Origin of the sequence: uncultured Kushneria sp. (assembly GCF_947497025.1) — a bacterium.
GTDB lineage: Bacteria > Pseudomonadota > Gammaproteobacteria > Pseudomonadales > Halomonadaceae > Kushneria.
Map to the genome: position 1 here is coordinate 258923 of NZ_CANMFC010000006.1, position 20982 is coordinate 279904.

The 20982-nt window shown below is 62.1% G+C and carries 19 protein-coding genes and 1 other RNA gene; 10 read left to right on the forward strand and 10 right to left on the reverse strand.

Annotated features, from left to right (window positions below; genetic code table 11):
* Positions 1-52: 52 nt before the first annotated feature.
* Positions 53-1186: an alkene reductase gene (locus tag Q0931_RS12925; RefSeq protein WP_299260906.1), complete on the forward strand. Its 1134-nt coding sequence runs from the start codon at positions 53-55 to the stop codon at positions 1184-1186.
* Positions 1187-1281: 95 nt separating this feature from the next.
* Here the strand turns inward: Q0931_RS12925 and poxB are convergent, their stop codons facing one another.
* The 4 genes from poxB to Q0931_RS12945 form a co-directional block, all read right to left on the reverse strand.
* The gene (gene poxB, locus Q0931_RS12930) at positions 1282-3027 is read right to left on the reverse strand and encodes a ubiquinone-dependent pyruvate dehydrogenase (protein ID WP_299260908.1); all 1746 of its coding nucleotides are present in this window, start codon (positions 3025-3027) and stop codon (positions 1282-1284) included.
* Between the two features lie 264 nt (positions 3028-3291).
* A complete protein-coding gene (locus Q0931_RS12935) occupies positions 3292-4014 on the reverse strand; it encodes a 16S rRNA (uracil(1498)-N(3))-methyltransferase (protein ID WP_299260910.1) in 723 nt (240 codons plus the stop codon).
* Positions 4015-4038: 24 nt separating this feature from the next.
* Complete coding sequence (gene secB, locus Q0931_RS12940) at positions 4039-4506, reverse strand: protein-export chaperone SecB (protein WP_108841462.1); 468 nt, start codon at positions 4504-4506, stop codon at positions 4039-4041.
* A gap of 75 nt (positions 4507-4581) precedes the next feature.
* The gene (locus Q0931_RS12945; protein WP_299260918.1) at positions 4582-5004 is read right to left on the reverse strand and encodes a rhodanese-like domain-containing protein; all 423 of its coding nucleotides are present in this window, start codon (positions 5002-5004) and stop codon (positions 4582-4584) included.
* Positions 5005-5286: 282 nt separating this feature from the next.
* Between Q0931_RS12945 and gpmI the strand changes: the two genes are divergently transcribed.
* The 4 genes from gpmI (at position 5287) to Q0931_RS12965 (ending at position 10086) form a co-directional block, all read left to right on the forward strand.
* Positions 5287-6837 carry a 2,3-bisphosphoglycerate-independent phosphoglycerate mutase gene (gpmI, locus tag Q0931_RS12950; RefSeq protein ID WP_299260920.1) on the forward strand — a complete coding sequence of 517 codons (1551 nt, stop codon included), beginning with the start codon at positions 5287-5289 and terminating at the stop codon, positions 6835-6837.
* Between the two features lie 79 nt (positions 6838-6916).
* Positions 6917-8203 (forward strand): peptidoglycan DD-metalloendopeptidase family protein, encoded by a 1287-nt coding sequence (locus Q0931_RS12955; RefSeq protein ID WP_299260922.1) that lies wholly within the window; start codon positions 6917-6919, stop codon positions 8201-8203.
* A gap of 75 nt (positions 8204-8278) precedes the next feature.
* Complete coding sequence (locus Q0931_RS12960; RefSeq protein WP_299261015.1) at positions 8279-9769, forward strand: S41 family peptidase; 1491 nt, start codon at positions 8279-8281, stop codon at positions 9767-9769.
* Between the two features lie 62 nt (positions 9770-9831).
* Positions 9832-10086 carry a hypothetical protein gene (locus tag Q0931_RS12965; RefSeq protein WP_299260924.1) on the forward strand — a complete coding sequence of 85 codons (255 nt, stop codon included), beginning with the start codon at positions 9832-9834 and terminating at the stop codon, positions 10084-10086.
* A 97-nt stretch (positions 10087-10183) separates the two neighbouring features.
* Here Q0931_RS12965 and Q0931_RS12970 read toward each other — a convergent pair whose 3' ends face one another.
* From Q0931_RS12970 to Q0931_RS12985, 4 genes are all read right to left on the reverse strand, one after another.
* Positions 10184-11425 (reverse strand): UbiH/UbiF/VisC/COQ6 family ubiquinone biosynthesis hydroxylase, encoded by a 1242-nt coding sequence (locus Q0931_RS12970; protein ID WP_299260926.1) that lies wholly within the window; start codon positions 11423-11425, stop codon positions 10184-10186.
* A 41-nt stretch (positions 11426-11466) separates the two neighbouring features.
* Positions 11467-12663, reverse strand: coding sequence for a 2-octaprenyl-6-methoxyphenyl hydroxylase (gene ubiH / locus Q0931_RS12975; RefSeq protein WP_299260928.1), 1197 nt, complete (start codon positions 12661-12663; stop codon positions 11467-11469).
* On the reverse strand, positions 12660-14009 hold the full coding sequence (gene pepP, locus Q0931_RS12980; RefSeq protein WP_299260930.1) for a Xaa-Pro aminopeptidase: 1350 nt from the start codon (positions 14007-14009) through the stop codon (positions 12660-12662). Before pepP ends, ubiH begins: the two co-directional genes overlap by 4 nt.
* 71 nt (positions 14010-14080) lie before the next feature.
* Complete coding sequence (locus tag Q0931_RS12985; protein ID WP_299260932.1) at positions 14081-14704, reverse strand: UPF0149 family protein; 624 nt, start codon at positions 14702-14704, stop codon at positions 14081-14083.
* A gap of 213 nt (positions 14705-14917) precedes the next feature.
* On the opposite strand from Q0931_RS12985, the gene Q0931_RS12990 reads away from it, so the two are divergent.
* The 3 genes from Q0931_RS12990 to Q0931_RS13000 all read left to right on the forward strand — a co-directional run bounded on the left by Q0931_RS12990 (position 14918) and on the right by Q0931_RS13000 (position 16227).
* Complete coding sequence (locus tag Q0931_RS12990) at positions 14918-15217, forward strand: cell division protein ZapA (RefSeq protein WP_299260934.1); 300 nt, start codon at positions 14918-14920, stop codon at positions 15215-15217.
* A 67-nt stretch (positions 15218-15284) separates the two neighbouring features.
* A non-coding RNA gene (gene ssrS, locus Q0931_RS12995) (6S RNA) lies at positions 15285-15466 on the forward strand.
* 140 nt (positions 15467-15606) lie between these two features.
* Positions 15607-16227, forward strand: a complete 621-nt coding sequence (locus Q0931_RS13000; RefSeq protein WP_299261017.1) for a 5-formyltetrahydrofolate cyclo-ligase — start codon at positions 15607-15609, stop codon at positions 16225-16227.
* A 406-nt stretch (positions 16228-16633) separates the two neighbouring features.
* Here the strand turns inward: Q0931_RS13000 and ilvA are convergent, their stop codons facing one another.
* Positions 16634-18187, reverse strand: coding sequence for a threonine ammonia-lyase, biosynthetic (gene ilvA, locus Q0931_RS13005; RefSeq protein WP_299261019.1), 1554 nt, complete (start codon positions 18185-18187; stop codon positions 16634-16636).
* A gap of 154 nt (positions 18188-18341) precedes the next feature.
* Here ilvA and rpiA point away from each other — a divergent pair, with 154 nt between their 5' ends.
* Together rpiA and Q0931_RS13015 are read left to right on the forward strand one after the other, a co-directional pair.
* Entirely contained in the window at positions 18342-19022 is a 681-nt protein-coding gene (gene rpiA, locus Q0931_RS13010) for a ribose-5-phosphate isomerase RpiA (protein WP_299260935.1), read from the forward strand.
* Between the two features lie 297 nt (positions 19023-19319).
* A complete protein-coding gene (locus Q0931_RS13015) occupies positions 19320-19673 on the forward strand; it encodes a hypothetical protein (RefSeq protein ID WP_299260938.1) in 354 nt (117 codons plus the stop codon).
* Here the strand turns inward: Q0931_RS13015 and waaA are convergent.
* A complete protein-coding gene (gene waaA, locus Q0931_RS13020; protein ID WP_299260940.1) occupies positions 19670-20980 on the reverse strand; it encodes a lipid IV(A) 3-deoxy-D-manno-octulosonic acid transferase in 1311 nt (436 codons plus the stop codon). The two genes, Q0931_RS13015 and waaA, sit on opposite strands and share 4 nt — an antisense overlap.
* Between the last annotated feature and the right edge of the window lie 2 nt (positions 20981-20982).

Here is a 20982-nt window from a genome sequence, read left to right on the forward strand (position 1 = left end):
GAACACGGTTTTGCTAAAACACAGTGTCCAGCCGTTTCGCAGAGAGGATTTTATGTCATCACTTTTTGAACGCTTTGACCTCGCCGGCATTCAACTTGATAACCGGATTGTCATGGCACCCATGACCCGCTCGCGTGCGCCGGGGGATATTCCCACCGAGCTGGGCGCCCTCTATTACCGCCAGCGGGCCAGCGCCGGGCTGATCATTTCCGAAGGCACGCCGGTGTCGCGTCAGGGCACGGGGTATCTGTATAACCCCGGCATCTATGGCCCGGACCAGATTGCGGGCTGGCAAAAGGCCACACGCGCCGTTCACGAGCGCGGCGGGGTCTTCTTTGCCCAGATCTGGCACGTGGGGCGCGTCTCGCACACTTCGGTACAGATCGCGGGTGCCGCCCCGGTCGGTCCGAGTGACAAGCCCGGTGGCATGGCCTTTGGCTATAACGAGCAGGGCACGCCCGACATGCTCAAGGCCAGCACCCCGCGTCGGCTTGAAACTGATGAGGTGCGCGACATCGTGCGCGATTTCGCCCAGGCCGCCGTCAATTCGCGCGAGGCAGGCTTTGATGGCGTCGAGATTCACGGTGCCAACGGCTATCTCTTCGAGCAGTTTCTCAATCCCGGTGTCAACGACCGTGATGACCAGTACGGCGGCTCGCGTGAAAACCGCTGTCGCCTGCTCATCGAAGTGGTCGATGAGGTCAGCGCGCTGATCGGCGCCCATCGCGTCGGTGTGCGCCTGTCACCGCACGGCACGCTCTTTGACATGCCGGAGTACGATGACAACGGCGAAACCTATCTGTATCTGGCACGCGAGTTCAACAAGCGCGGACTTTCCTACGTGCACCTGCATGATCAGGGTGGCCAGGGCATGTCGCCGATGCCGCGTGACTATCTCAAAAAGTTTCGTGATACCTACGAGGGCAATCTGCTGCTGGCCGGCAATCTGGACCATGCCGAGGCCGAGAAGCTGGTCAACGACGGCACCATCGATCTGCCGGTGTTTGGCCGCCTCTATACCTCGAATCCGGATCTGGTCGAGCGCATGAAAAACGGCTGGCCGCTGGCGGACTTTGACCCGTCCACCTTCTACGGTGGCGATGCCCGCGGCTATGTCGACTTCCCGACGTATGAGGAAGAACAGCAGCGCAAGGCCCGTCAGGAACTGATCGACAAGAAAAGCTGATCGCTTGCTCGTCATCTCGCAAAAAGCCCCGGCAATGCCGGGGCTTTTTTTGTCACGCTCAAGCAAGTAAGCAAGTACTCACTTTCAATGCATGACTATTTTTTCTTGCGGCCAAGCCGGCTGAGCCAGTTGGTATCGGCCAGGTCCATCACCTCATCACCGCGTCCGCTCATGACCGCGCGCAGCATATAGAGGCTAAAGCCCTTCGCCTGGGCAGCCTCAATGGTCGGCGGCATGGAAAGCTCCTGTTTGGCCACCTTCACATCGACAATGACCGGGCCGTCATGGGCAAAGGCCTCCTCAAGCACGCCATCGAGCTGCTCGGAGCTTGAGACCGTCAGTCCCTTGACACCCAGCGCTTCGGCCAGCCGGGCGTAGTCGGTGCCGGGCAGATTGGTCACCTCATCCACATAGCCGGCGGCCTTCATCTCCATTGCCACAAACCCCAGCGTCGAGTTGTTGTAGATGATCACCTTGACCGGCAGCTTCTGCTCGGCCAGCGTCATCAGATCCCCCATCAGCATGTTGATGCCGCCATCCCCGGACAGCGATATCACCTGGCGTCCGGGCTGGGCGACCTGAGCACCCATCGCCTGTGGCATGGCCGTGGCCATGGAACCGTGCATGAAGGAGCCGGTCAGGTGCCGCTTGCCGTTCATCTTCAGATAGCGCGCCGCCCATACGGTGGGCGTGCCCACCTCGGCGGTAAACCAGGCATCCTCATCGGCCAGCGCGCTCACACGGGCAGTGAGATACTGCGGATGCAGCGGCTTGCCTTCGGCAGCCGGCCCGGCCAGCTCGTCGAGATCCTCGCGGGCCTTTTGATAGTGCTTTTGCGCCTTGTCGAGAAAGGTGCGGTCGGTTTTCTCCTCAAGGCGGGGCAGCAGCGCCTCAAGGCTCGCCTTCACATCACCCACCAGCCCCTTGAGCAGCGTGCTGCGCCGACCCAGGTGCCCGGGACGCAGATCGATCTGGACAATCCGACCGTGCTCGGGGAAGAAGTCCCGATAGGGAAAGCTGGTGCCCAGCATGATCAGAAAATCACACTCCTTGAGCGCGTGATAGCCCGAGCTGAAGCCGATCAGACCGGTCATGCCCACGTCATAGGGGTTATCGTATTCAAGATGCGGCTTGCCACGCAGCGCATGCACGATGGGCGCCTTGAGCCGCTCGGCCAGTGCCATGACCTCATCGTGGGCGCCGGCACAGCCTGCGCCGCAGAGCATGGCGACCTTCTGGCTGTCGTTGAGCAGCTCGGCCAGTTCCTCAAGCTCGGGCTCAGGGGGGACCGTCACGGGCGCCACCGGCGTACTCCACTGCATTTTCTGCTCGACGGCAGGTGAGAGCGCCACATCCCCGGAGATCACGACCACCGCCACGCTCTTTTCCAGAATCGCGGTACGCATGGCGGTTTCGATTACCCGTTGCGCCTGGGACGGGTTGGAGATCAGCTCGCAGTAGTCACTGCACTCCTTGAACAGCTGCTCCGGGTGGGTCTCCTGGAAATAGCCCAAGCCCACTTCGCTGGAGGGAATCTGAGCGGCGATGGCCAGCATCGGCGTGTGCGCTCGTTTGGCTTCGAAAAGCCCGTTGATCAGATGCGTATTGCCGGGTCCGCAGGAGCCGGCACAGACGGTCAGACCGTTACGCGCTTCGGCCTCGCCGCTGGCCGCCAGCGCCGCCACCTCTTCGTGACGCACGCCGCGCCAGGTAATGAGCTCCTGCCGGCGCAGGCTTTCGGTCAGGCCATTGAGCGAATCCCCCGGCAGCCCCCAGATATTTTCCACGCCGGCGCGGGCCAGCGTTCGTACCAGCATGTCGGCAACACTATAGTCGGCCATGAAACACTCCCTGTGGTAGTTGACGGACCCGGCAGGCAGTTCCCGCCACACATCATGGCGGGGCGATCGCCGGCCTGCCGATCGTTAAACTTTGGTTCAATAAACCTGGCAATCATTACAGACGCTCACGGCCATTTCTGCCAATACACAGGCGCTATGGAGGGCAAATCAGACCAGCGGAAGACCGGAAAAGCAGCATCGGGTACGCACCGTTGCGGTACGTCCCCGAAGACATGAAGGCATCGTCAGGGGAAAAAACAGCGCTCAGGCAAAATCGCCAAAGCGCGCCTGCAACAGTGACAGGGCCACGATCGGGGCGGTCTCCATGCGCAGGATGCGCGGACCGATGATCCAGGAGGTGAATCGATGCGCGTGCGCGGCAGCCACTTCCTGATCGCTCAGGCCCCCTTCAGGGCCGACCAACAGGGCCGCGCCTTCAAAAGCGCCATCACTCATGGGCTCGGTGGCACCGTAGGGATGCAGCACCAGCCTGAGCGGCTCCTGCCGGTCTGCCAGCCAGTCATTCAGCGCGGCGGGGGGATAGATGACGGGCACGGTAGCACGGCCACACTGCTCACAGGCATTGACGGCCACGGCCTGCCAGTGATCGCGCTTTTTCTGCGCCCGCTCGGCCTTGAGCCGCACATCACCAAACTCGGTGTAGAGCGGAGTGATGGCTGCAACTCCCAGCTCGACCGACTTCTGGATGGCAAAATCCATTCGATCGCCCTTGCCCACCGCCAGCCCCAGATGCACGGCCAGCGGCGACTCGGGCAGTATCGGCTGGCGCTCCCCGAGCGTGACCTGCACATCGCCACGTTTTGAAACCGCGGCGATGTGAGCGTTCACTTCGCTGCCCTTGCCATCAAACAGCATCAGGGCATCACCTTCACGGCGACGCATGACGCGGGCCACATGATGGGCTGCCGCGTCAGGCAGTCTCAGCGTGGCGCCGGGCTTGAGCTTCTGAGGAACGTAAATGCGCATAAGGTTACTCGCGACCCTGACGCATCAGGCGTCAGCCTGGGGCGTGCCCTGCTGCTTCTGGGCGTAGATCGCATCAAAGTTGACCGGGGACAGCATCAGCGCCGGGAAAGTGCCACGGCCGACCAGGTTATCGATGCACTCACGCGCATAGGGGAACAGCACGTTGGGGCAGAAGGCGCCAAGCGTGTGATCAAGCTGGGCGTCGCTGAGACCCGAGATGGCAAAAAGACCGGCCTGCTGAACTTCGGCCAGAAAGGCCGTGGACTCTTCGTCACCGTTGTAGACGTGAGCCGTCACTCGCACGCTGACCTCATAGAGGCCTTCGCTGATCAGCTTGTGGCCATTGTCGACATCGAGCTTGACCCGCGGCTTGAACTGCTGCTGAAAGATCGCCGGCGAATTGGGCGCCTCAAAGGAGATGTCCTTGACATAAATGCGCTGCAGCGCGAACTGGATATTGGCCTGCTCACTGGTGGCGTTGTTGTCTGACATGCTGGTTTCCCGGTCTGTGAGTAAGTAATCACTACTGCTTTAAACAGGTAATAACTATCGCTTGAAGAGGTGACATCAGCGTGTCACAACGGGCAGGCTATCGGCCACCCACTGTGAATGACCGCCCTTGAGCCGACGGGCGCCATTGTAGCCGGCCTTGTGCAGCTTTGTGACCACGGCGCCGCTGTGCTGGCCCATCTTGTCCACCACGATAATCGGCTTTTCCCTGTGCTTTTCAAGGCGCTGCATGTTGTTGTCGAGCTTGTCAGCGGGCACGTTGATGGCACCGGCGATATGGCCTGCCTTGAATTCCTTGATCTCGCGAATATCAAGGACCATGGCGTCCTCGCGGTTGATCAGGCTGGTCGCCTCACCGCTGCTGACACCGCCGGTCGCACTGCGACGGGATTCAAAGGCCAGCCAGGCCAGCAATACCACCACAAAGGCGCCTACCAGCAAGGGGTGATTCTGGGCAAACTCCAGCAGCTGATCGATCATGGAAATATCTTGACCCTGGTTGTTTAAAATGGCTCGGCGCACGGTCATGCCTGGTCTACCCTGCGAGTTCGGGGAAGCCGCTCGGTAGCTGGAATCCGGCGCGCGCCCAGTATACACAAGCACCCGGCCGTCGTCCGTCCCCGATGATCAATGCTGGCATGCACCGGCTGGGTTATGATGACGACCATTTCGACGCCCTGATAGCGCCCTCGCTGCGTGATCACACGCCAGCAGCGCGACCCGATATCGGGGCTTACATGTCCGTGTTCTCGAGGCGAAATCATGTCTACATCGCAACCACGTCCCGTCGCCCTGCTGATTCTTGATGGCTATGGCCACAATCCGGAATCGGCCAACAATGCCGTGGCCGCCGCCAATACACCGGTCATGGATCGGCTGCAGGCGGATTACGCCCATACCCTGATCAATACCGACGGTGAAAACGTCGGCCTGCCCGAAGGCCAGATGGGCAACTCCGAGGTCGGCCACATGAACCTCGGCGCCGGGCGTGTCGTCTACCAGAGCCTGACCCGGATCTCGAAGGCGATCCGTGACAACGAGCTGGGCGACAACACCGCCCTGACCGATGCCATCGACCAGGCCGTCAGCGATGACCGTGCCGTCCACGTGCTGGGCCTGCTGTCACCGGGCGGCGTCCACAGTCATGAAGATCACATTCTGGCGCTGGCCGAACTGGCCCAGGCGCGCGGCGCGAAGCGGGTTTATATCCACGCGTTCCTCGACGGTCGTGATACCGCACCCCAGAGTGCGCTTGAAAGCCTCCAGCGCGCCGATGCCCTGCTGCGCAAGATGAACGTGGGCCGTGTCGCCTCGATGATCGGGCGCTTCTACGCCATGGACCGTGACAACCGCTGGGATCGCGTCCAGGCCGCCTGGCAGCTGATGGTCAACGGCGAGGGCGAGCATGTTGAAAATGACGTTGAACGCGCCCTGCAGGCTGCCTACGACCGCGATGAAACCGACGAATTCGTGACGGCCACCAGCCTGCGCGACAGTGATGACGACCGGGTCACCATCGAGGATGGCGATGCGGTACTGTTTGCCAACTTCCGCGCCGACCGTGCCCGTGAAATCGCCCACGCGCTGGTGGATCCGGGCTTCGACGGTTTCCAGCGCAATCGCACCCCGAAGGTGCATTTCGTCTCCATGACCCAGTACTCCGATGACCTGGGCGTGCCGGTGGCCTTTCCGCCCGCTGATCTGCCCAACACCCTGGGGGAATACGTCTCTTCAAAGGGGCTGACCCAGCTGCGCATCGCCGAAACCGAGAAATACGCCCACGTGACGTTTTTCTTCTCGGGCGGGCGCGAGGAGACCTACGACGGCGAAGAACGCATCCTGGTCGACTCGCCGCGCGACGTAAAAACCTACGATGAAAAGCCCGAAATGAGCGCGGTTGAGGTGACCGATAAACTGGTCGAGGCCATCGATTCCGGCCGCTTTGATCTGGTGGTGTGCAACTACGCCAACGGCGACATGGTCGGCCACAGCGGCGATCTGGCGGCCGCCACGAAGGCCATCGAGGCAGTGGATGAGTGTCTGGGTCGCGTGGTCGAGGCGATCGAGCGCGCCGGCGGCGAATGTCTGGTTACCGCCGATCACGGCAATGCCGAGCAGATGGTGGACCCCGATACCGGCAAGCCGCAGACGGCCCATACCACCTTCCAGGTGCCGCTGGTCTACGTCAGTCAGCGCAAGGCAACGCTCTTGGAAGGCGGGCGCCTGTGCGATATTGCCCCGACGCTGCTGGCCATGATGGGACAGACCCCGCCGGAAGAAATGACCGGTCGCGTGCTGATCGACCACAGCTGATCGGAGCCTTTCGGTGCCATTCACATCACACCGGCCTGCGGGCCGGTTTTGGCTGCTGGCATTGAGCCTGGGAGTGGCGGTGCCTGCCGCCGCCGCCAGCCTGGATGCCTCAAAGGCCGAGCTGGACAGTATTCGCCAGAACATCGAACAGACCCAGCGCCAGCTGGAAAAGACCGATGCCCAGCGCGGCGATGCCCGAGAGGAGCTCGAGCAGGCCGAAAAGGCGCTGGCCGAGACTCATCGACGGCTGGAAACCTTACAGCAGGCCCGCAAACAAACCACCGAGGCGCTGAGCACCCTTGATCAGCGTCAGAAGAGCCTGACCGAGCAGCGCGATGCCCAGCAAAAGGCGCTGGCCGAGCAGGTCAGGGCGCTTTACAAGCTGGGCGAACAGCCGCGCCTGAAGCTGTTGCTCGATAATCAGGACCCCGGCGAAATCGATCGCTTTCAGCACTATCTCAACCGGCTCAACGACGCCCGGGCCGAACAGCTCGCCCGCCTTGCGTCGCTCAATCAGGAACTTCAGGACAACCGCACTCAGACCCTTGAGCAGCAGCAGACGCTGGACCAGCTACAAGGCGAACTCAAAAGCCGCCAGCAGACCCTCGATGAACAGCGCCAGGAGCGCGAAAAGGCGCTGGCACGACTGGAGGCGCGCTATAAAAGCGGGCAAAGCAACCTTCAGGGGCTTGAGTCCGACCGCGCCGAAGCCGAAAACATGGTCAGCCGGATCGAACAGCAGCTGGCCCGTGCCCGTGAACAGCGCGAGGCACGTGAACGGGCCGAGCGCGAACGCCGGGCCCGCGAGGCCAGGCAGCAGGCGCAGTCATCGTCGTCGCCTCAAAAGAGCCCCTCGAGCGATGAGGGCCTGAGCAGCGACGAAATGAACGCAAGCTCGAACAATGCCCGCAGCGTACCGACCCGCAGCGCCGACCCGGCGCCCGAGCGGCGCGCCGAATCACGCGCAAGCGTGACCCATCAGGCCGACCGGAATGCCCGCAGCTCCCGGTGGCCGGTCAATGGCTCGGTGGTCTCGGGTTACGGCAGCGGCGATGGCCTGAACAGGAATGGCGTATTGATCAGCGCTCCCGCCGGCACCCCGATTTATGCCGCCTCAAAGGGTCAGGTCGTGTTTGCCGACTGGATGCGAGGCTTTGGCTATCTGGTGATCATCGATCATGGTGGCATACTGTCGCTGTATGCTCACCAGCAGCGCCTTGCCGTGAGTGCCGGTGATCGGGTCGAACGCGGTGCAACACTTGGCTACGTCGGGGATACCGGCGGCCTGTCGCGTCCGGCGCTTTATTTCGAGGTACGTCGTGGTGGCAAGACCATCAATCCGCAGAGCTGGCTGGCCTCGCGCTAGCACGGCCAACGCATCACCCATTGAAGGTATCGGGCGTCCCGGCGTCCGGCCCACCCCGCTGAAGGAGTTTGCATGTTGATGCGCCATGTCACCTTATCGCTTGCCCTGTCATCCGCCCTGCTGCTGACACTGCCGGCCCCGGCTGCCGAACCGACCCCGGACACGGCGCCGGCAGAAAGCACACCGGAAAACACGCCGGTCGCGCCTGCCGACAGCGATGACGCCGCCAATGATGCCGAAAGCGAGGCAGCCGCTCAGAGCGGACTGCCGCTGGAAGATATTCAGGCGCTGGCCCAGGTGTTTGAGCGTATCAAGCAGGCCTACGTGGATGATGTCGATGATAAAACGCTGTTGCGCAATGCCATGCGCGGCATGCTGGAAGGGCTGGACCCGCATTCGAACTATCTTGACGAGGACGCCTTTCGCACCCTGCACGAGATGACCGAGGGCGAGTTCGGCGGCATCGGCATCGAGGTGGGCCAGGAGGACAACCAGCTGATGGTGATCTCGCCGATCGACAATACCCCGGCCTCGAAAGCCGGCCTGCAGCCGCGGGACCTGATCATCGAAATTGACGGCAAGAGTACCGATGGCATGTCGCTGGAAGAAGCGGTCGACATGATGCGCGGCGACCCCGGTAGCAAGATCGATCTGACTCTGCTGCGCGAAGGGGCAGAGGCCCCCATCAATGTCAGCCTTGAGCGCGACAACATTCAGGCCGCCAGCGTCAATTCGCGTATGCTCTCCCCCGGCTATGGCTATCTGCGCATCAGTCAGTTCCAGGAAAACACCGCCGAAGAGACCGGCAAGGCGATTGCGGCGCTGAAAAAGCAGGCCGGCGACGACGGCCTATCCGGCGTGGTGCTGGACCTGCGCAACAACCCCGGCGGGCTGCTGGAAGGCGCCGTCAATGTGGCCGACCTGTTCCTCGACAGCGGGCTGGTGGTCTACACCAAGGGGCGTCTCAAGGACTCGGACATGCAGTTTGAGGCCAATGCCGAGACGGCGCTGCCCAAACCCCCCATGGTGGTGTTGATCAACGGTGGCAGTGCCTCGGCCGCCGAGATCGTGGCCGGTGCCCTGCAGGATCATCATCGCGCCGTGGTGCTGGGCACCGAAAGCTTTGGCAAGGGCTCGGTGCAGTCGGTCATGCCGCTGGATGATACCACCGGCATCAAACTCACCACCGCGCTTTACTATACGCCGGGCGGCCGCTCCATCCAGGCCGAGGGCATCGAGCCGGATGTGACGGTGCAACGCGGCCGGCTGGAGCTTGAAAAGGGCGGGTTTGAAATTCGCGAGGCCAACCTGCGCGGGCACCTGCAAAATGCCCGTGGCGAAAGCGAGCAGGACAAGGCCGCACTGCCCGACTCTCCCGTGGCCGCTGACGACTATCAGCTGGGCGAGGCGCTCAATCTGCTGCGCGGCATCAACGTATTTCAGCAGCCCGGCATGCGACGTCACGATAATCAGGCATCGCCCGATGACCAGGCCCCGGGTGATGACAATCACTCAAATGGTGACAGTGTGCCAGCCGATGACACGCCGGATGACACGACTCCCTAAAAGCGTCTACGCTGAGGAGGCAAATTGATAACGCCATCCGCCTTGATAAGGAGAAACATCACATGAAGAAAGGATTGACGATGGGCGCGCTGGCCGCTGCCGTTCTGCTGGCAGCAGGCTGCTCCTCCTCCGGCGGTGCTCCGGAAAACCAGCAGCAGGGCATGTCACCGTCCGGCTCGCAGCAGTCCGGTTCAATGTCCGGCGCCAGTGAAACACCGACGGGCACCGGCAATGCTGGCTCTACGGTGGAATCCCCCGGGGGCGGCATCGAAAGCAGCAACAATGACAACCCGGCCAACACGCAGTCCGGTATGTAAGCAATGGCTGCATGATGGACAGATAGAAAAAGGCCCGCCGTTTCGGCGGGCCTTTTTTGTTTCACATGAAACACACTGGAGCGAACCACGATGTCCGTCAGGGCGGTGACGGGCGCATGCTCTGCGGCAGACCCTGGCGCTGCCCCATCGCCTGCTCGATCAGCAGCCGTCGCGCCCATGGCCAGCGGCCGGTAGTGGTCAGCCCCTGATTGCGCAGCACCCGCACCAGAGGCCAGGTCACGCCAAAGCCGATACGAAAGGCGTCCATCGCCATCAGCATGACCGTGTTGTCACCGCGGCGCCGACGCGCGTAACGCGACAGAATGCGAATATCTCCCAGCGGCGCCCCGCGCCGCCCGGCACGGCCCAGCTCCTCGGCCAGTACTGCCACATCCATCAGCCCCAGATTGACGCCCTGCCCGGCCAGCGGATGAATATTGTGCGCAGCATCCCCCACGAGCGCCACGCTGTCACCAACGTAGCGTCTGGCATGGCGCTGAATCAATGGAAAATCATGGCGCCGGCTAACGCGCTCGACGTGCCCCAGTCGATGCTCAAAATCCAGTTCAAGCGCCCGCATGAAGGCCTCATCCGTCATGGCCATCAGCTCATCGGCAAGTGCCGTATCCGCCGACCAGACGATGGAAGAGGTCTTCTGGTGTCCATCAATGCTCAGGGGCAAAAAGGCCAGCGGCCCGGTACTCATGAAGCGCTGGCGTGCCGTGGCCTCATGATCATGCTCATGCCACACCGTGGCGACCACGGCGCGCTGGCCGGTGGCATATTCACGATGCCCCAGCTCTGCCAGCGCACGAATGCAGGAATTGGCGCCATCGGCACCGACCACAAGGCTGGCCTCGAGGGTGCGACCATCCTCCAGCGTGAGGCAGCGCCGGTGTTGTTCCACCCCGGAGAGGGTGGTGACCCGCGCACTGGACATGAGGGTGACGTGGTCACACTCGCCAAGTGCGTCCAGCAGGGCATCGCGAATCACGCCGTTTTCGATGATGTGTCCCAGCACCTCGCGGCCGACCTCCGCGGCGTTGAAGTCGATATGGCCGGTGCCTTCGCCGTCCCATACCGACATATGGCCATAGGGGCTGATGCGACGACGCACAATGCCGGGCCAGACGCCCAGATGGGTCAGAAACTGCTGCGAGGCCGGCGTAATGGCACTGACGCGGGCATCAATGTCCGAGACCTGCCATGTGCCTTGAAGGTCGCCACCGTCCAGCAGAGCCACACGATGCCCCTGCCGGCCCAGTGCCAGCGCCAGGGTGGCACCGACCAGCCCTGCCCCGACAATGGCCATGTCAAACGGTGCGGTGTCGAGCTTCATGAAATACTCCATTGGACAATCATGGGTGCCACAGGGCCCGCTTAATGCCGGGCCATGCCCATGGCACGACGAATCAGAACGCGCTTGAGCGGCGTGGCAAGATTGAAAAGCCCCAGCGCTGCCCCTCGTGCCCTGCTGATGCCGGGCAGCTCGAGGCCGAAAAGGCGTACCAACGTGTCGCTGGCCTGCATGATCAGATCCCGATCACTCTGGCGGCGCTGCTCGAAATCCGCCATGGTCAGTGCCTCGCCCGGCGCTCGCCCGGCCTCGAGCGCCGCCTCAATGGCGGCCCCGAGGTCCATGACGCCGCGCAGCGCCAGATTAAAGCCCTGACCGGCCACCGGATGGATGGCATGTGCCGCGTTGCCCAGCACCGCCAGGTGCGGCCGGCTCTGCTCGCGGGCACGCGACATCGCCAGAGGATAGACATGGCGGGCGCCCACGCGCTGAAAACGCCCCAGCCGCGTGCCGAGCCGTGACTGCAGCGCCTGCAGAAAGGCGTCATCATCCAGTGCCAGCGTGGCATCGATCGCCTCCGGTGGGCGCGTCCAGATCAGCGCCATGCGACGGTCCTGCAAGGGCAGCAGCGCCATGGCACCTTCCGAGGTAAACCGCTCGAAGGCCCAGCCGTGATGCGCTTTCGCCGTTTCAATGTTGGCGATCAGCGCATGCTGTTCGTAGTCGTGACGATCGGTGTCGATCCCCAGTGAGGCCTTGAGACCGGAGCGTCCGCCATCGGCCAGCACGGTCAGCCCGGCATGGAGTACGCAGCCGTTGTCCAGCGTCAATTGATGACCCGCCACCGATGGGGTAATGGCCTCGACCCGCGCCGGGCAGTGCCAATCGATCGACATGCAGGCGAGGCGCTCATGCAGCACCTGTCCCAGAAAGGCATTGGGCAGAACATAACCCAGCGACGGCGTGCCCACCTCCCGACATGACAGATGGGTGCGTCCCATGGCGCCGCGCTGGCTGACCTCGATGTCATGGATGGGTGCGGCACGCGTGACCAGTCGGGACCAGATGCCCATGGCCTCGAAATGGGCTCTGGAACCGTAGGCAATGGCGCTGGAGCGCTCGTCAAAGCTCGGCTGGGCACCGGTGGCACTCAACTCGTTCGCCTCGATGACCGCGACTCGAAGCCCATGACGCTCGATCAGCGGCGCCAGCGCCACGGCCAGGCTGGCACCGACCAGCCCGCCGCCGATAATGGCAATGTCTACCGGAGTTTCGCTCATGTCTGTCCTTGTGCCATCAGTGCCTCGATCTCCCGAACCCGTTTGGGCACACCGTCGGTCAGCACCTCACAACCCTGTGTCGTGACGACCACGTTATCTTCGATACGAATACCGATGCCGCGCCACTGCTCGGCAATATCAAGGTCATCGGGAATATAGAGTCCGGGTTCAACGGTCAGCACCATGCCGGGCGCCAGCGCCCGGGATTCACCCTGCGCCTGATAGGCGCCGACATCGTGCACGTCCAGCCCCAGCCAGTGGGACGTGCCGTGCAGATAAAAGCGCTTGTAATAGCCCTTTTCGACGGCGGCCTCAACCGGCCCCTCGACGAGCCCCAGTGCCACCAGCCCGGCGGTCAGATCCCGCACCACGCCGTCGTGAATGCCCCTGAGCGTGGCTCTGGGACGCACGGCGCGCAGAGCGCGCTGCTGAGCGCCGAGCATGATTTCATAAAGCTGGCGCTGTGGCTCGCTAAAGCGCCCGCTGACCGGGAAGGTGCGGGTGATGTCACCGGCGTAGAGCTCGTATTCAGCGCCGGCATCCACCAGCACCAGATCGCCGGCGGCCATCGCCGCATCGTTTTCCGTATAGTGCAGGATGCAGCCATTGGCGCCGCTGCCCACAATGGTGGGATAGGCCGGCGCGCGCGCCCCGGCCATGACAAAACCGTGTTCCAGCCTGGCCTGCAGCTGATACTCGAACATGCCGGGCCTGACGGCCTGCATGGCATCAGCGTGGGCGCGGGCCGTGATCTCGCAGGCATGACGCATCAGCGCCAGTTCGTCATCGGATTTGATCAGGCGCTGTTCGTGGAGGATCACGTCGATGTCGGCGTAGGCCGACGGTGCCGGCGGCCCACGCCGTTCGCGCGCCTTGAGCCCCTCGCGTATCTGCCCGGCAAGGGACAGTGCCCTGTCATCGGCCAGCGACAGGTAAATGGTCCGGCGTCCTTCCAGCAGCTCCAGTAGCTGCTCATCGCGCGCTTCCAGCGGCCAGGCCTCGTCTACCCCATAGTGGGTGACGGCCCGGCGCGGGCCGACCCGTCGACCCGTCCAGGCCTCGGCAGCCGGGTCACGTGGCAGGCAGAACAGCACGCTTTCACCGGCGCCCCGACCGGGTAACAACAAAAGCCAGGCCTGCGGCTCGGGAAAGCCGCAGAGATAGTGGAAGTCGCTGTCCTGGCGAAACGGGTACTCACTGTCCTGATTGCGCACCGAAAGCCGGGCAGCCGGAATGAGAATGGCACTGTCCGGTGGCACCTCGGCCATCAGCCGTTCCCGGCGCTTTCGGTACGCCTCACTGGTGATGGGGGCCGGCGTACTCTCCTGCTCTGCCTGTGCTACCAAGTCCTGTCTCCCGTAACCGCTGTTTTCATGGCGTCCGTCTCCGGCATCTGCCCGTTGCTGACCTCTTATGGTCAGTGACGTGTCTCGCCGTCGCCGCTCAGACCCTCTTCCTTCATGCCCTCTTCAAACGACTGCGCCGGCTTTTCGACGTCAGGACGCCCCGGGTGCTGCTCGACATACAACATGAGCGCCGTCATTCGGGCATGCTCGGTCAGGGCAAACAGGTCGTTTTCGTTTTCACTGTTGTCCTCGATATCGGCATCAATCTGCATGAGCTGCTCGATATCGGCCACGCCTTCCTGAAGCGGCGTTGACCATGCCTTGCGCTGATCCGGGTCCACTTCGCCGGCCACCTCATGAAAGCCCTGGCACCACAGGGCCAGTGACTGTGCACGCTCGGCCAGCGAGAACAGCTCATCCGGCAGCAGCGGCTCGAAACTCATCTCCTGGGCGTCCAGACGCTCCTTGGCAAGCGTTCGCCATGCCAGCAGGGTTTCACCATCTTCACGAGTGGCGGGCTCTTCCACACCCAGTGCAGCACAGATCAGACCCAGCCAGTCCTCGGCACTGATGTCTTCAAGCGCCAGACGCGCGCATAGATAGCCGTCAAAAAAGGCCGGCGACTGCAGGCTGCCATGGGCAAGGAAAATATCGCTGATGGTAGCGAAGTCGAGGGCGTTATCACCGGACGGCATACTGCATTCCCTGGTTGGTCGTTCCCGTAACGGGAATCATGAACTATCGCCCGGGGGCCGCGCGTTGACCGCCCCCGGTCGTCTCTCTATAGTGGTGCTGCGAGTGCAGCGGCATGGCCCGGTCGTGAGTAAAACCCTCACCGACAGGCCATGAATGGCTGCCCACCATCTTAGCGTAACGGCCAGAGCTTGGCCCATATCGGAAGTGATGTCATGCCGCAAGGTCCTCGTCAGACCGCCGAAATCACCCTGATGGGTCAGAATTTTGTTGTCAGCTGCGCACCCGGCGAAGAGCAGGCGCTGCATGAAGCGGCCCGCTATTTCGACCAGGCCATGGCCGGCATCCAGACCCGCGGTCGCACCATCAGCATCGACAAGGTGGCGATGATGGCGGGACTCAACATTACCCATGAGCTACGCGATGAGACCCGCCGCCGTCAGGAGCTCGAAGAAAGGCTTGCCGGACTCGACGCTCGCCTGCAAAAGGCGCTGGAACGCAACCGCACTTCCTGATCAGGACTTTCCGAACGTCTGGAGGTCAGGGTAGCGCAGCCCCCGGGGATATCTGTTAGAATTGATTCGTTCTCTGGGATGTTTGCCAGTTGTTATAGTCCCTCGAGCCTATGCGCAGTACCCAGGGGGCCACTATAAGTGGGCCTGTGTGCATGTCCGCGCGACGGAAAGCCTGATGGCCCACTTGCGGTCACCCACCTTGAACCAGTAGGTTCAGGGCCAGAACAACAGCGGCATTCTGGAGAACCCTCATGTCAGTGCGCTGCGCACTTCCCGCGGATCAACCGCGCGCTCGCAGACCCCGCGCATTATCATTGCGCACCCCTCGCCCCGGGCGACGTTTTTTCTCTCCCCTGCTATCGCGTCATGCGCTCTCGAACACGTCACCACTGCCTGCCTCTGATAATCGACGAGCGCTACGCCGCGAACTGCGCAGGCGACGCCGCGTACTCGATGATCGAACCCAGCGTCTGGCCTCGATGGCACTGGCACGTCAGCTGATGCAGCTGACATCGCTGCGCCGAGCGCGACATGTGGCCCTGTACCTGCCTGAAAACGGCGAGATTGACCCGACCCCGCTGGTCGACTGGCTGCATCGACGCGGCACGCAGGTTTATCTGCCGGTATTGCGCCCGCTGGTCGAAAATCGTCTGTGGTTCGTGCACTGGCGCCCTGATACTCGCATGGTGCTCAACCGCTTCAACATTACCGAGCCCGATCTGCGCCAGAGTGGCCATCGCATTCGCCGCCTTGCGCCCTGGGCCATGGATGTGGTGCTGATGCCGCTGGTAGGATTTGATGATCAGGGCCATCGCCTTGGCATGGGCGGCGGCTTTTACGACCGCACGCTTGCCTTTGCCGCTCGCGAACATGGTCCGCGTCCAACGCTGATCGGGGTGGCGCATCACTGCCAGCAGGTGGAACGTTTGCCGCATCAGCCATGGGATGTGAATCTCGATATGATCGTCAGCGACCAACAGGTTTTGCAACCGCGCACCGCTGCGCTCTGATACTGGTGCAAAACGCTCCTGTGCCGGTTTCAATCAGGACATGGACACCATAAAAAAACGCATCCCGGTGGATGCGTTTTTTGCTGTGCGATTGTCGCGCGATCCATCCCGACTCGCCCTGATCTGAAACCGCTTCGTGACCAATCATGACACGACTAATAGCCCATGACGCTCTGGGCATAACCCGTGGCGACAACACCAAAGCCGAGAATAAGTACCAGGGTAAAGACCAGATCGGGTTTACGTCTCATTACTGCTCCATCACAACAGAAAAACGCAAGAGGGAGCGACACGGGAAGGTCGCAGCGGCGCCATCATAGTGGCACCGCTGAACCAGCACAATAACGCTCGCCATGACATTACATAATGTTGCATTTTGACAGGGCCTGATGCGTTACCGCGTGCGTCATGAGACAAAGAGCCGATAGGCCGGATTATCGGTTTCATGCCAGTAGCGATAGCCGATGTCGTCAAGACGCTGTTCGAGCGTGGCGCAGTCTGTCTCGGGAACCTGCATGCCGATCAACACCCGACCATAGGCCGCGCCGTGGTTGCGATAGTGAAACAGGGAGATGTTCCAGCCGCCGGGTAGATGATTCAGGAAGTTCATCAGTGCCCCGGGACGCTCCGGAAATTCGAAACGATAAAGTCGCTCGCTGAAAGGCTCCTGCGGGCGGCCACCGCCAAGATGGCGGATGTGCAGCTTGGCCAGCTCGTTGTCAGTGAGATCCTCCACACTGTAGCCGGCCGCCTCGAGCTTTCGAACCACGTCAAGCCGATCCTCTCCACCGGGCTGCACCTGCACGCCGACAAAGATGTGGGCCTGGCGAGCGTCGGCATAGCGGTAGTTGAACTCGGTGACCATGCGCCGGCCCAGTGCCTTGCAAAACGCCTTGAAGCTACCGGGGCGCTCGGGGATGGTCACCGCCAGAATGGCCTCGCGCTGCTCCCCCAGCTCGGTACGTTCGGCAATGTGCTGCAAACGGTCAAAGTTGAGATTGGCGCCCGAGTTGATCGCAATCAGCGTTTTGTCCTGCACGCCTTCACGCTGGGCATATTTTTTGAGCCCGGCCAGCGACAGCGCCCCGGAAGTTTCGGAGACGGCACGAGTATCCTCGAAGATATCCTTGACCGCAGCACACATCTCATCGGTATTGACGGTGATGACTTCATCGACATGATGACGCAGGATTTCAAACGGCGCCTCGCCGATCTGGGACACGGCCACGCCCTCGGCGAACAGTCCGACCTGATCCAGCGTTACCCGTTCTCCGGCTTCAAGTGCGGCCTTGAGGCAGGCCGCATCCTCGGGCTCCACGCCGATCACCCGGATGTCCGGGCGCAGATACTTTATATAAGCTGCCATGCCCGCCAGCAGGCCACCGCCGCCGACCGGGGCAAACACCGCATCGATCGGGCCCTGATGCTGGCGCAGAATCTCCATGGCCACCGTCCCCTGACCGGCAATCACATCGGGATGATCAAAGGGCGGAATCCAGGCGTAGCCGTGCTCTTTCATCAGGGTCTGAGCATGCGTCAGCGCATCGTTGAAGGAATCTCCCTTGAGCACCACCTTCGCCCCCCGGGCACGCACGGCCGACACCTTGATCTCGGGCGTAATGCGCGGCATGACGATCGTGGCGTGAATGCCCATGCGCTTGGCCGCCAGCGATACCCCCTGGGCATGATTGCCGGCCGAGGCGGTAATGACCCCTTTCGCGCGCTGCTCGGCATCCAGCTGTGCCATGCAGTTGTAGGCGCCCCGAATCTTGAAGGAGTAGACCGGCTGCAGATCCTCACGCTTGAGGAGAACATGATTGCCCAGGCGCCTGGACATCTGCGGCATGTCGGAAAGGGGCGTTTCAACAGCCGCTTCATACACGCGGGCCTGAAGGATTCTCTTGGCGTAGGCTTCCAGCATTCTCATATCCTGGGCAGTGACTTGAGGGCGGTGCTGCAGGGCACCGGGTCACATGGCACGCGCGCCCGATGTTTCACGTGAAACAAAAAAACCGGAGGCGGGAAAAGCGCATGTAACAATCGACAGTGCCTGCCGTACTGTCCATGATACGCTTGATGGGCCGCTGTAGAACATCATCAGATTCGGAGACACCATGACATCCCAGGACCAGTCAGAGCTCAAGAAGGCGGTGGCGCAGGCAGCCGTACAGGAAATTCGTTCGACCCTGCGCCGCGATACCGTGCTGGGTGTGGGCTCGGGTTCGACCGTCAACCTTTTTATCGAGGCCCTGGCACCACTTCGCGACGAGTTCGCCGGCGCCGTTGCAAGCTCAACGGAAACCGAGCGCCGACTCAAGGCCGCCGGTATCGAGGTGTTTGATCTTAATCAGGCTGGCACACTAAGTGTCTATGTCGATGGTGCTGACGAAATCGATAATGATTTCGCCATGATCAAGGGGGGGGGCGCGGCCCTGACCCGGGAAAAGATCGTGGCCGCCTGCGCCAGACAGTTTATCTGTATTGCCGACGGCTCCAAGCTGGTCCGCCAGCTGGGCGGTTTTCCGCTGCCGGTCGAGGTCATCCCCATGGCGCGCTCGTATGTGGCGCGTGAAATGGTCAAGCTGGGGTTCAGCCCCGTTTATCGTCAGGGCGTCGTGACCGACAACGGCCATCAGATCATCGACCTTTATGATCAGCTCATCGATGATGCGCAGGACCTTGAAACACGGATCAATCAGATTGCGGGGGTCGTGACCAATGGTCTGTTTGCGCACCGGGGCGCTGACCTGCTCTTGCTGGGTACCGCTGAGGATGTTCAACGTCTGACACCCTGACACCCTGACACCCGCACCCTTGACCCCACCGCTTCTCCCGCCACTGCCTGACCTGGTCGTAAGTTACCAAAAGCTTACGACCCATTGCCGTTCAACAACACTTGATCACATTTTAACCGCAGAATATTACCCTCGTTTATCACTATTATCTGCACGCCATGGTTCCGCTGCATCCATCAGGGGATGCCCGGCCGTAACGTTGATGGAACCTGTCGTGAGCGTGTCATGACATGGCGGATCCTTGGGGGCCATCAAGACGTCTCATCTCAAGCGTGTAATGATAAAAAAGGGTTCAGCATGCGACAGAGCAGTGATCTTTCCGCCCGGTCAAATACGCCGGCCTCCCTGCATCAGCTGCGCCGAGCGCTGCTGGAGGCCCATGATGCGCTGGGCATTGAAGGCGTTCGCGTTAGAGGCACTGACCACTCCCTGTATTTCGAACTGGCACACAGTGAAACGATCAGGCCACTGATGAGTGTCTGGTTCAACGTTGAGCGGCACCAGTATACGCTGATGTGTCGCACCACCATTCTTGACCCCGGTCGCCCCATGAGCGACACCCGTGCCCGCCTGGCCGAATATCTCAGTCACCATGCCTGTCAGCTCGGCTGGCGTCAGGCCTCAGCTCTGAAACACCAGCCCCGACACTAGCGTCCGCTGCCCGGCTGCCGGTCATCTGCCAGCGGCCAGGGCTCGTGCAGCTCGCGGGCCCGAATCAATTTCCCCAGATAGTCCCGGGTATGTCCCAGCGCCCCGCGATTGGCTTCCACCACTGCCAGAGCGTTGCGCCCCAGCGTGTCCCGGCGCGTCTCGTCGAGCATCAACGACACCAGCGTCTCGCCCAGCATGCCGGCGCTGCTTACTTCAACCCGAGCGCAGGCCTCATCCAGCGTGGCGACCACATCGCCCAGGCTCGACAGTGAAGGGCCGCTGACGACCGGCAGCCCCAGCGCGGCCGGTTCCAGCAGATTGTGCCCGCCGATGTCGACCAGTGAGCCGCCGACAAAGGCAATATCACCCACCGCATAGAGCATCATCAGCTCGCCCATGGTGTCGCCCAGATAGACCCGAGTGTCCCGTTCGACGAGCGCGTTCTCACTGCGCCGAGCCACCGACATGCCCCTGTCAAGACACAGCTCGGCCACCTCGTCAAAGCGCTGGGGATGACGGGGCACCAGAATCAGCAGTGCCTCGGGAAAGCGTGCCAGCACGCGCTCATGGGCGGCCAGAAGCTGTGACTCTTCTCCCTCGTGGGTGGAGCCCGCCACCCAGACCGGGCGATCACCAATGAGTTTACGCAGCGCATCGGCTTTATCGAAAACCCCTTCATCGACGTGCAGGTCGTACTTGAGCGCGCCGGTCACGTTGAGGCGTCGCGCCGATACGCCGAGTGCGCGAAAGCGCTTGGCATCCTCGGCGGACTTGGCGCCCACCCAGGCCAGCCGGCGGATCGCCTCCCCCATCAGTTTTGAAAAACGCTGATAGCGGGCAAAACCGCGCTCGGTAATGCGGGCATTGACGATGGTGACCGGAATACCTGCCATTGCGCAGGCATAAATCAGATTGGGCCAGATTTCGGTCTCGACGATGATGGCGATTTCAGGCGCCAGCCGCTGCACGAAGCGTCGGGTCGCACCAGGAAAATCCAGCGCCACGAAATGATGTGTCACCAGATCACCAAACAGCGTCTGCACCTGGCGTGCACCGGTAGCAGTCATGGTGGTCACGACCACCCGGTGTTCGGGATAGTCATCGATCAGCGAGCGGATCAGCGGCCGGGCGGTGACCACCTCCCCCACGGAGGCGGCGTGTACCCACAGCACACGCTCGTCCTGATAGGACGGAATACGTCCCAGCCGCTCGCCGCGAGGATGATCCTCCAGACGCTCACGGCGTAGACGACGCCAGATCAGCGGAGACAGCGCATACAACAGAGCCGAGTAGAGACGTCTTCCCACGA

What these genes read in the sequence shown, in the direction of transcription:
- Q0931_RS12925 (WP_299260906.1), top strand. Translation starts at nt 53, where the DNA reads ATGTCATCACTTTTTGAACGCTTTGACCTCGCCGGCATTCAACTTGAT.
- poxB (WP_299260908.1), bottom strand. Translation starts at nt 3,027, where the DNA reads ATGGCCGACTATAGTGTTGCCGACATGCTGGTACGAACGCTGGCCCGC.
- Q0931_RS12935 (WP_299260910.1), bottom strand. Translation starts at nt 4,014, where the DNA reads ATGCGCATTTACGTTCCTCAGAAGCTCAAGCCCGGCGCCACGCTGAGA.
- secB (WP_108841462.1), bottom strand. Translation starts at nt 4,506, where the DNA reads ATGTCAGACAACAACGCCACCAGTGAGCAGGCCAATATCCAGTTCGCG.
- Q0931_RS12945 (WP_299260918.1), bottom strand. Translation starts at nt 5,004, where the DNA reads ATGATCGATCAGCTGCTGGAGTTTGCCCAGAATCACCCCTTGCTGGTA.
- gpmI (WP_299260920.1), top strand. Translation starts at nt 5,287, where the DNA reads ATGTCTACATCGCAACCACGTCCCGTCGCCCTGCTGATTCTTGATGGC.
- Q0931_RS12965 (WP_299260924.1), top strand. Translation starts at nt 9,832, where the DNA reads ATGAAGAAAGGATTGACGATGGGCGCGCTGGCCGCTGCCGTTCTGCTG.
- Q0931_RS12970 (WP_299260926.1), bottom strand. Translation starts at nt 11,425, where the DNA reads ATGAAGCTCGACACCGCACCGTTTGACATGGCCATTGTCGGGGCAGGG.
- ubiH (WP_299260928.1), bottom strand. Translation starts at nt 12,663, where the DNA reads ATGAGCGAAACTCCGGTAGACATTGCCATTATCGGCGGCGGGCTGGTC.
- Q0931_RS12985 (WP_299260932.1), bottom strand. Translation starts at nt 14,704, where the DNA reads ATGCCGTCCGGTGATAACGCCCTCGACTTCGCTACCATCAGCGATATT.
- Q0931_RS12990 (WP_299260934.1), top strand. Translation starts at nt 14,918, where the DNA reads ATGCCGCAAGGTCCTCGTCAGACCGCCGAAATCACCCTGATGGGTCAG.
- rpiA (WP_299260935.1), top strand. Translation starts at nt 18,342, where the DNA reads ATGACATCCCAGGACCAGTCAGAGCTCAAGAAGGCGGTGGCGCAGGCA.
- Q0931_RS13015 (WP_299260938.1), top strand. Translation starts at nt 19,320, where the DNA reads ATGCGACAGAGCAGTGATCTTTCCGCCCGGTCAAATACGCCGGCCTCC.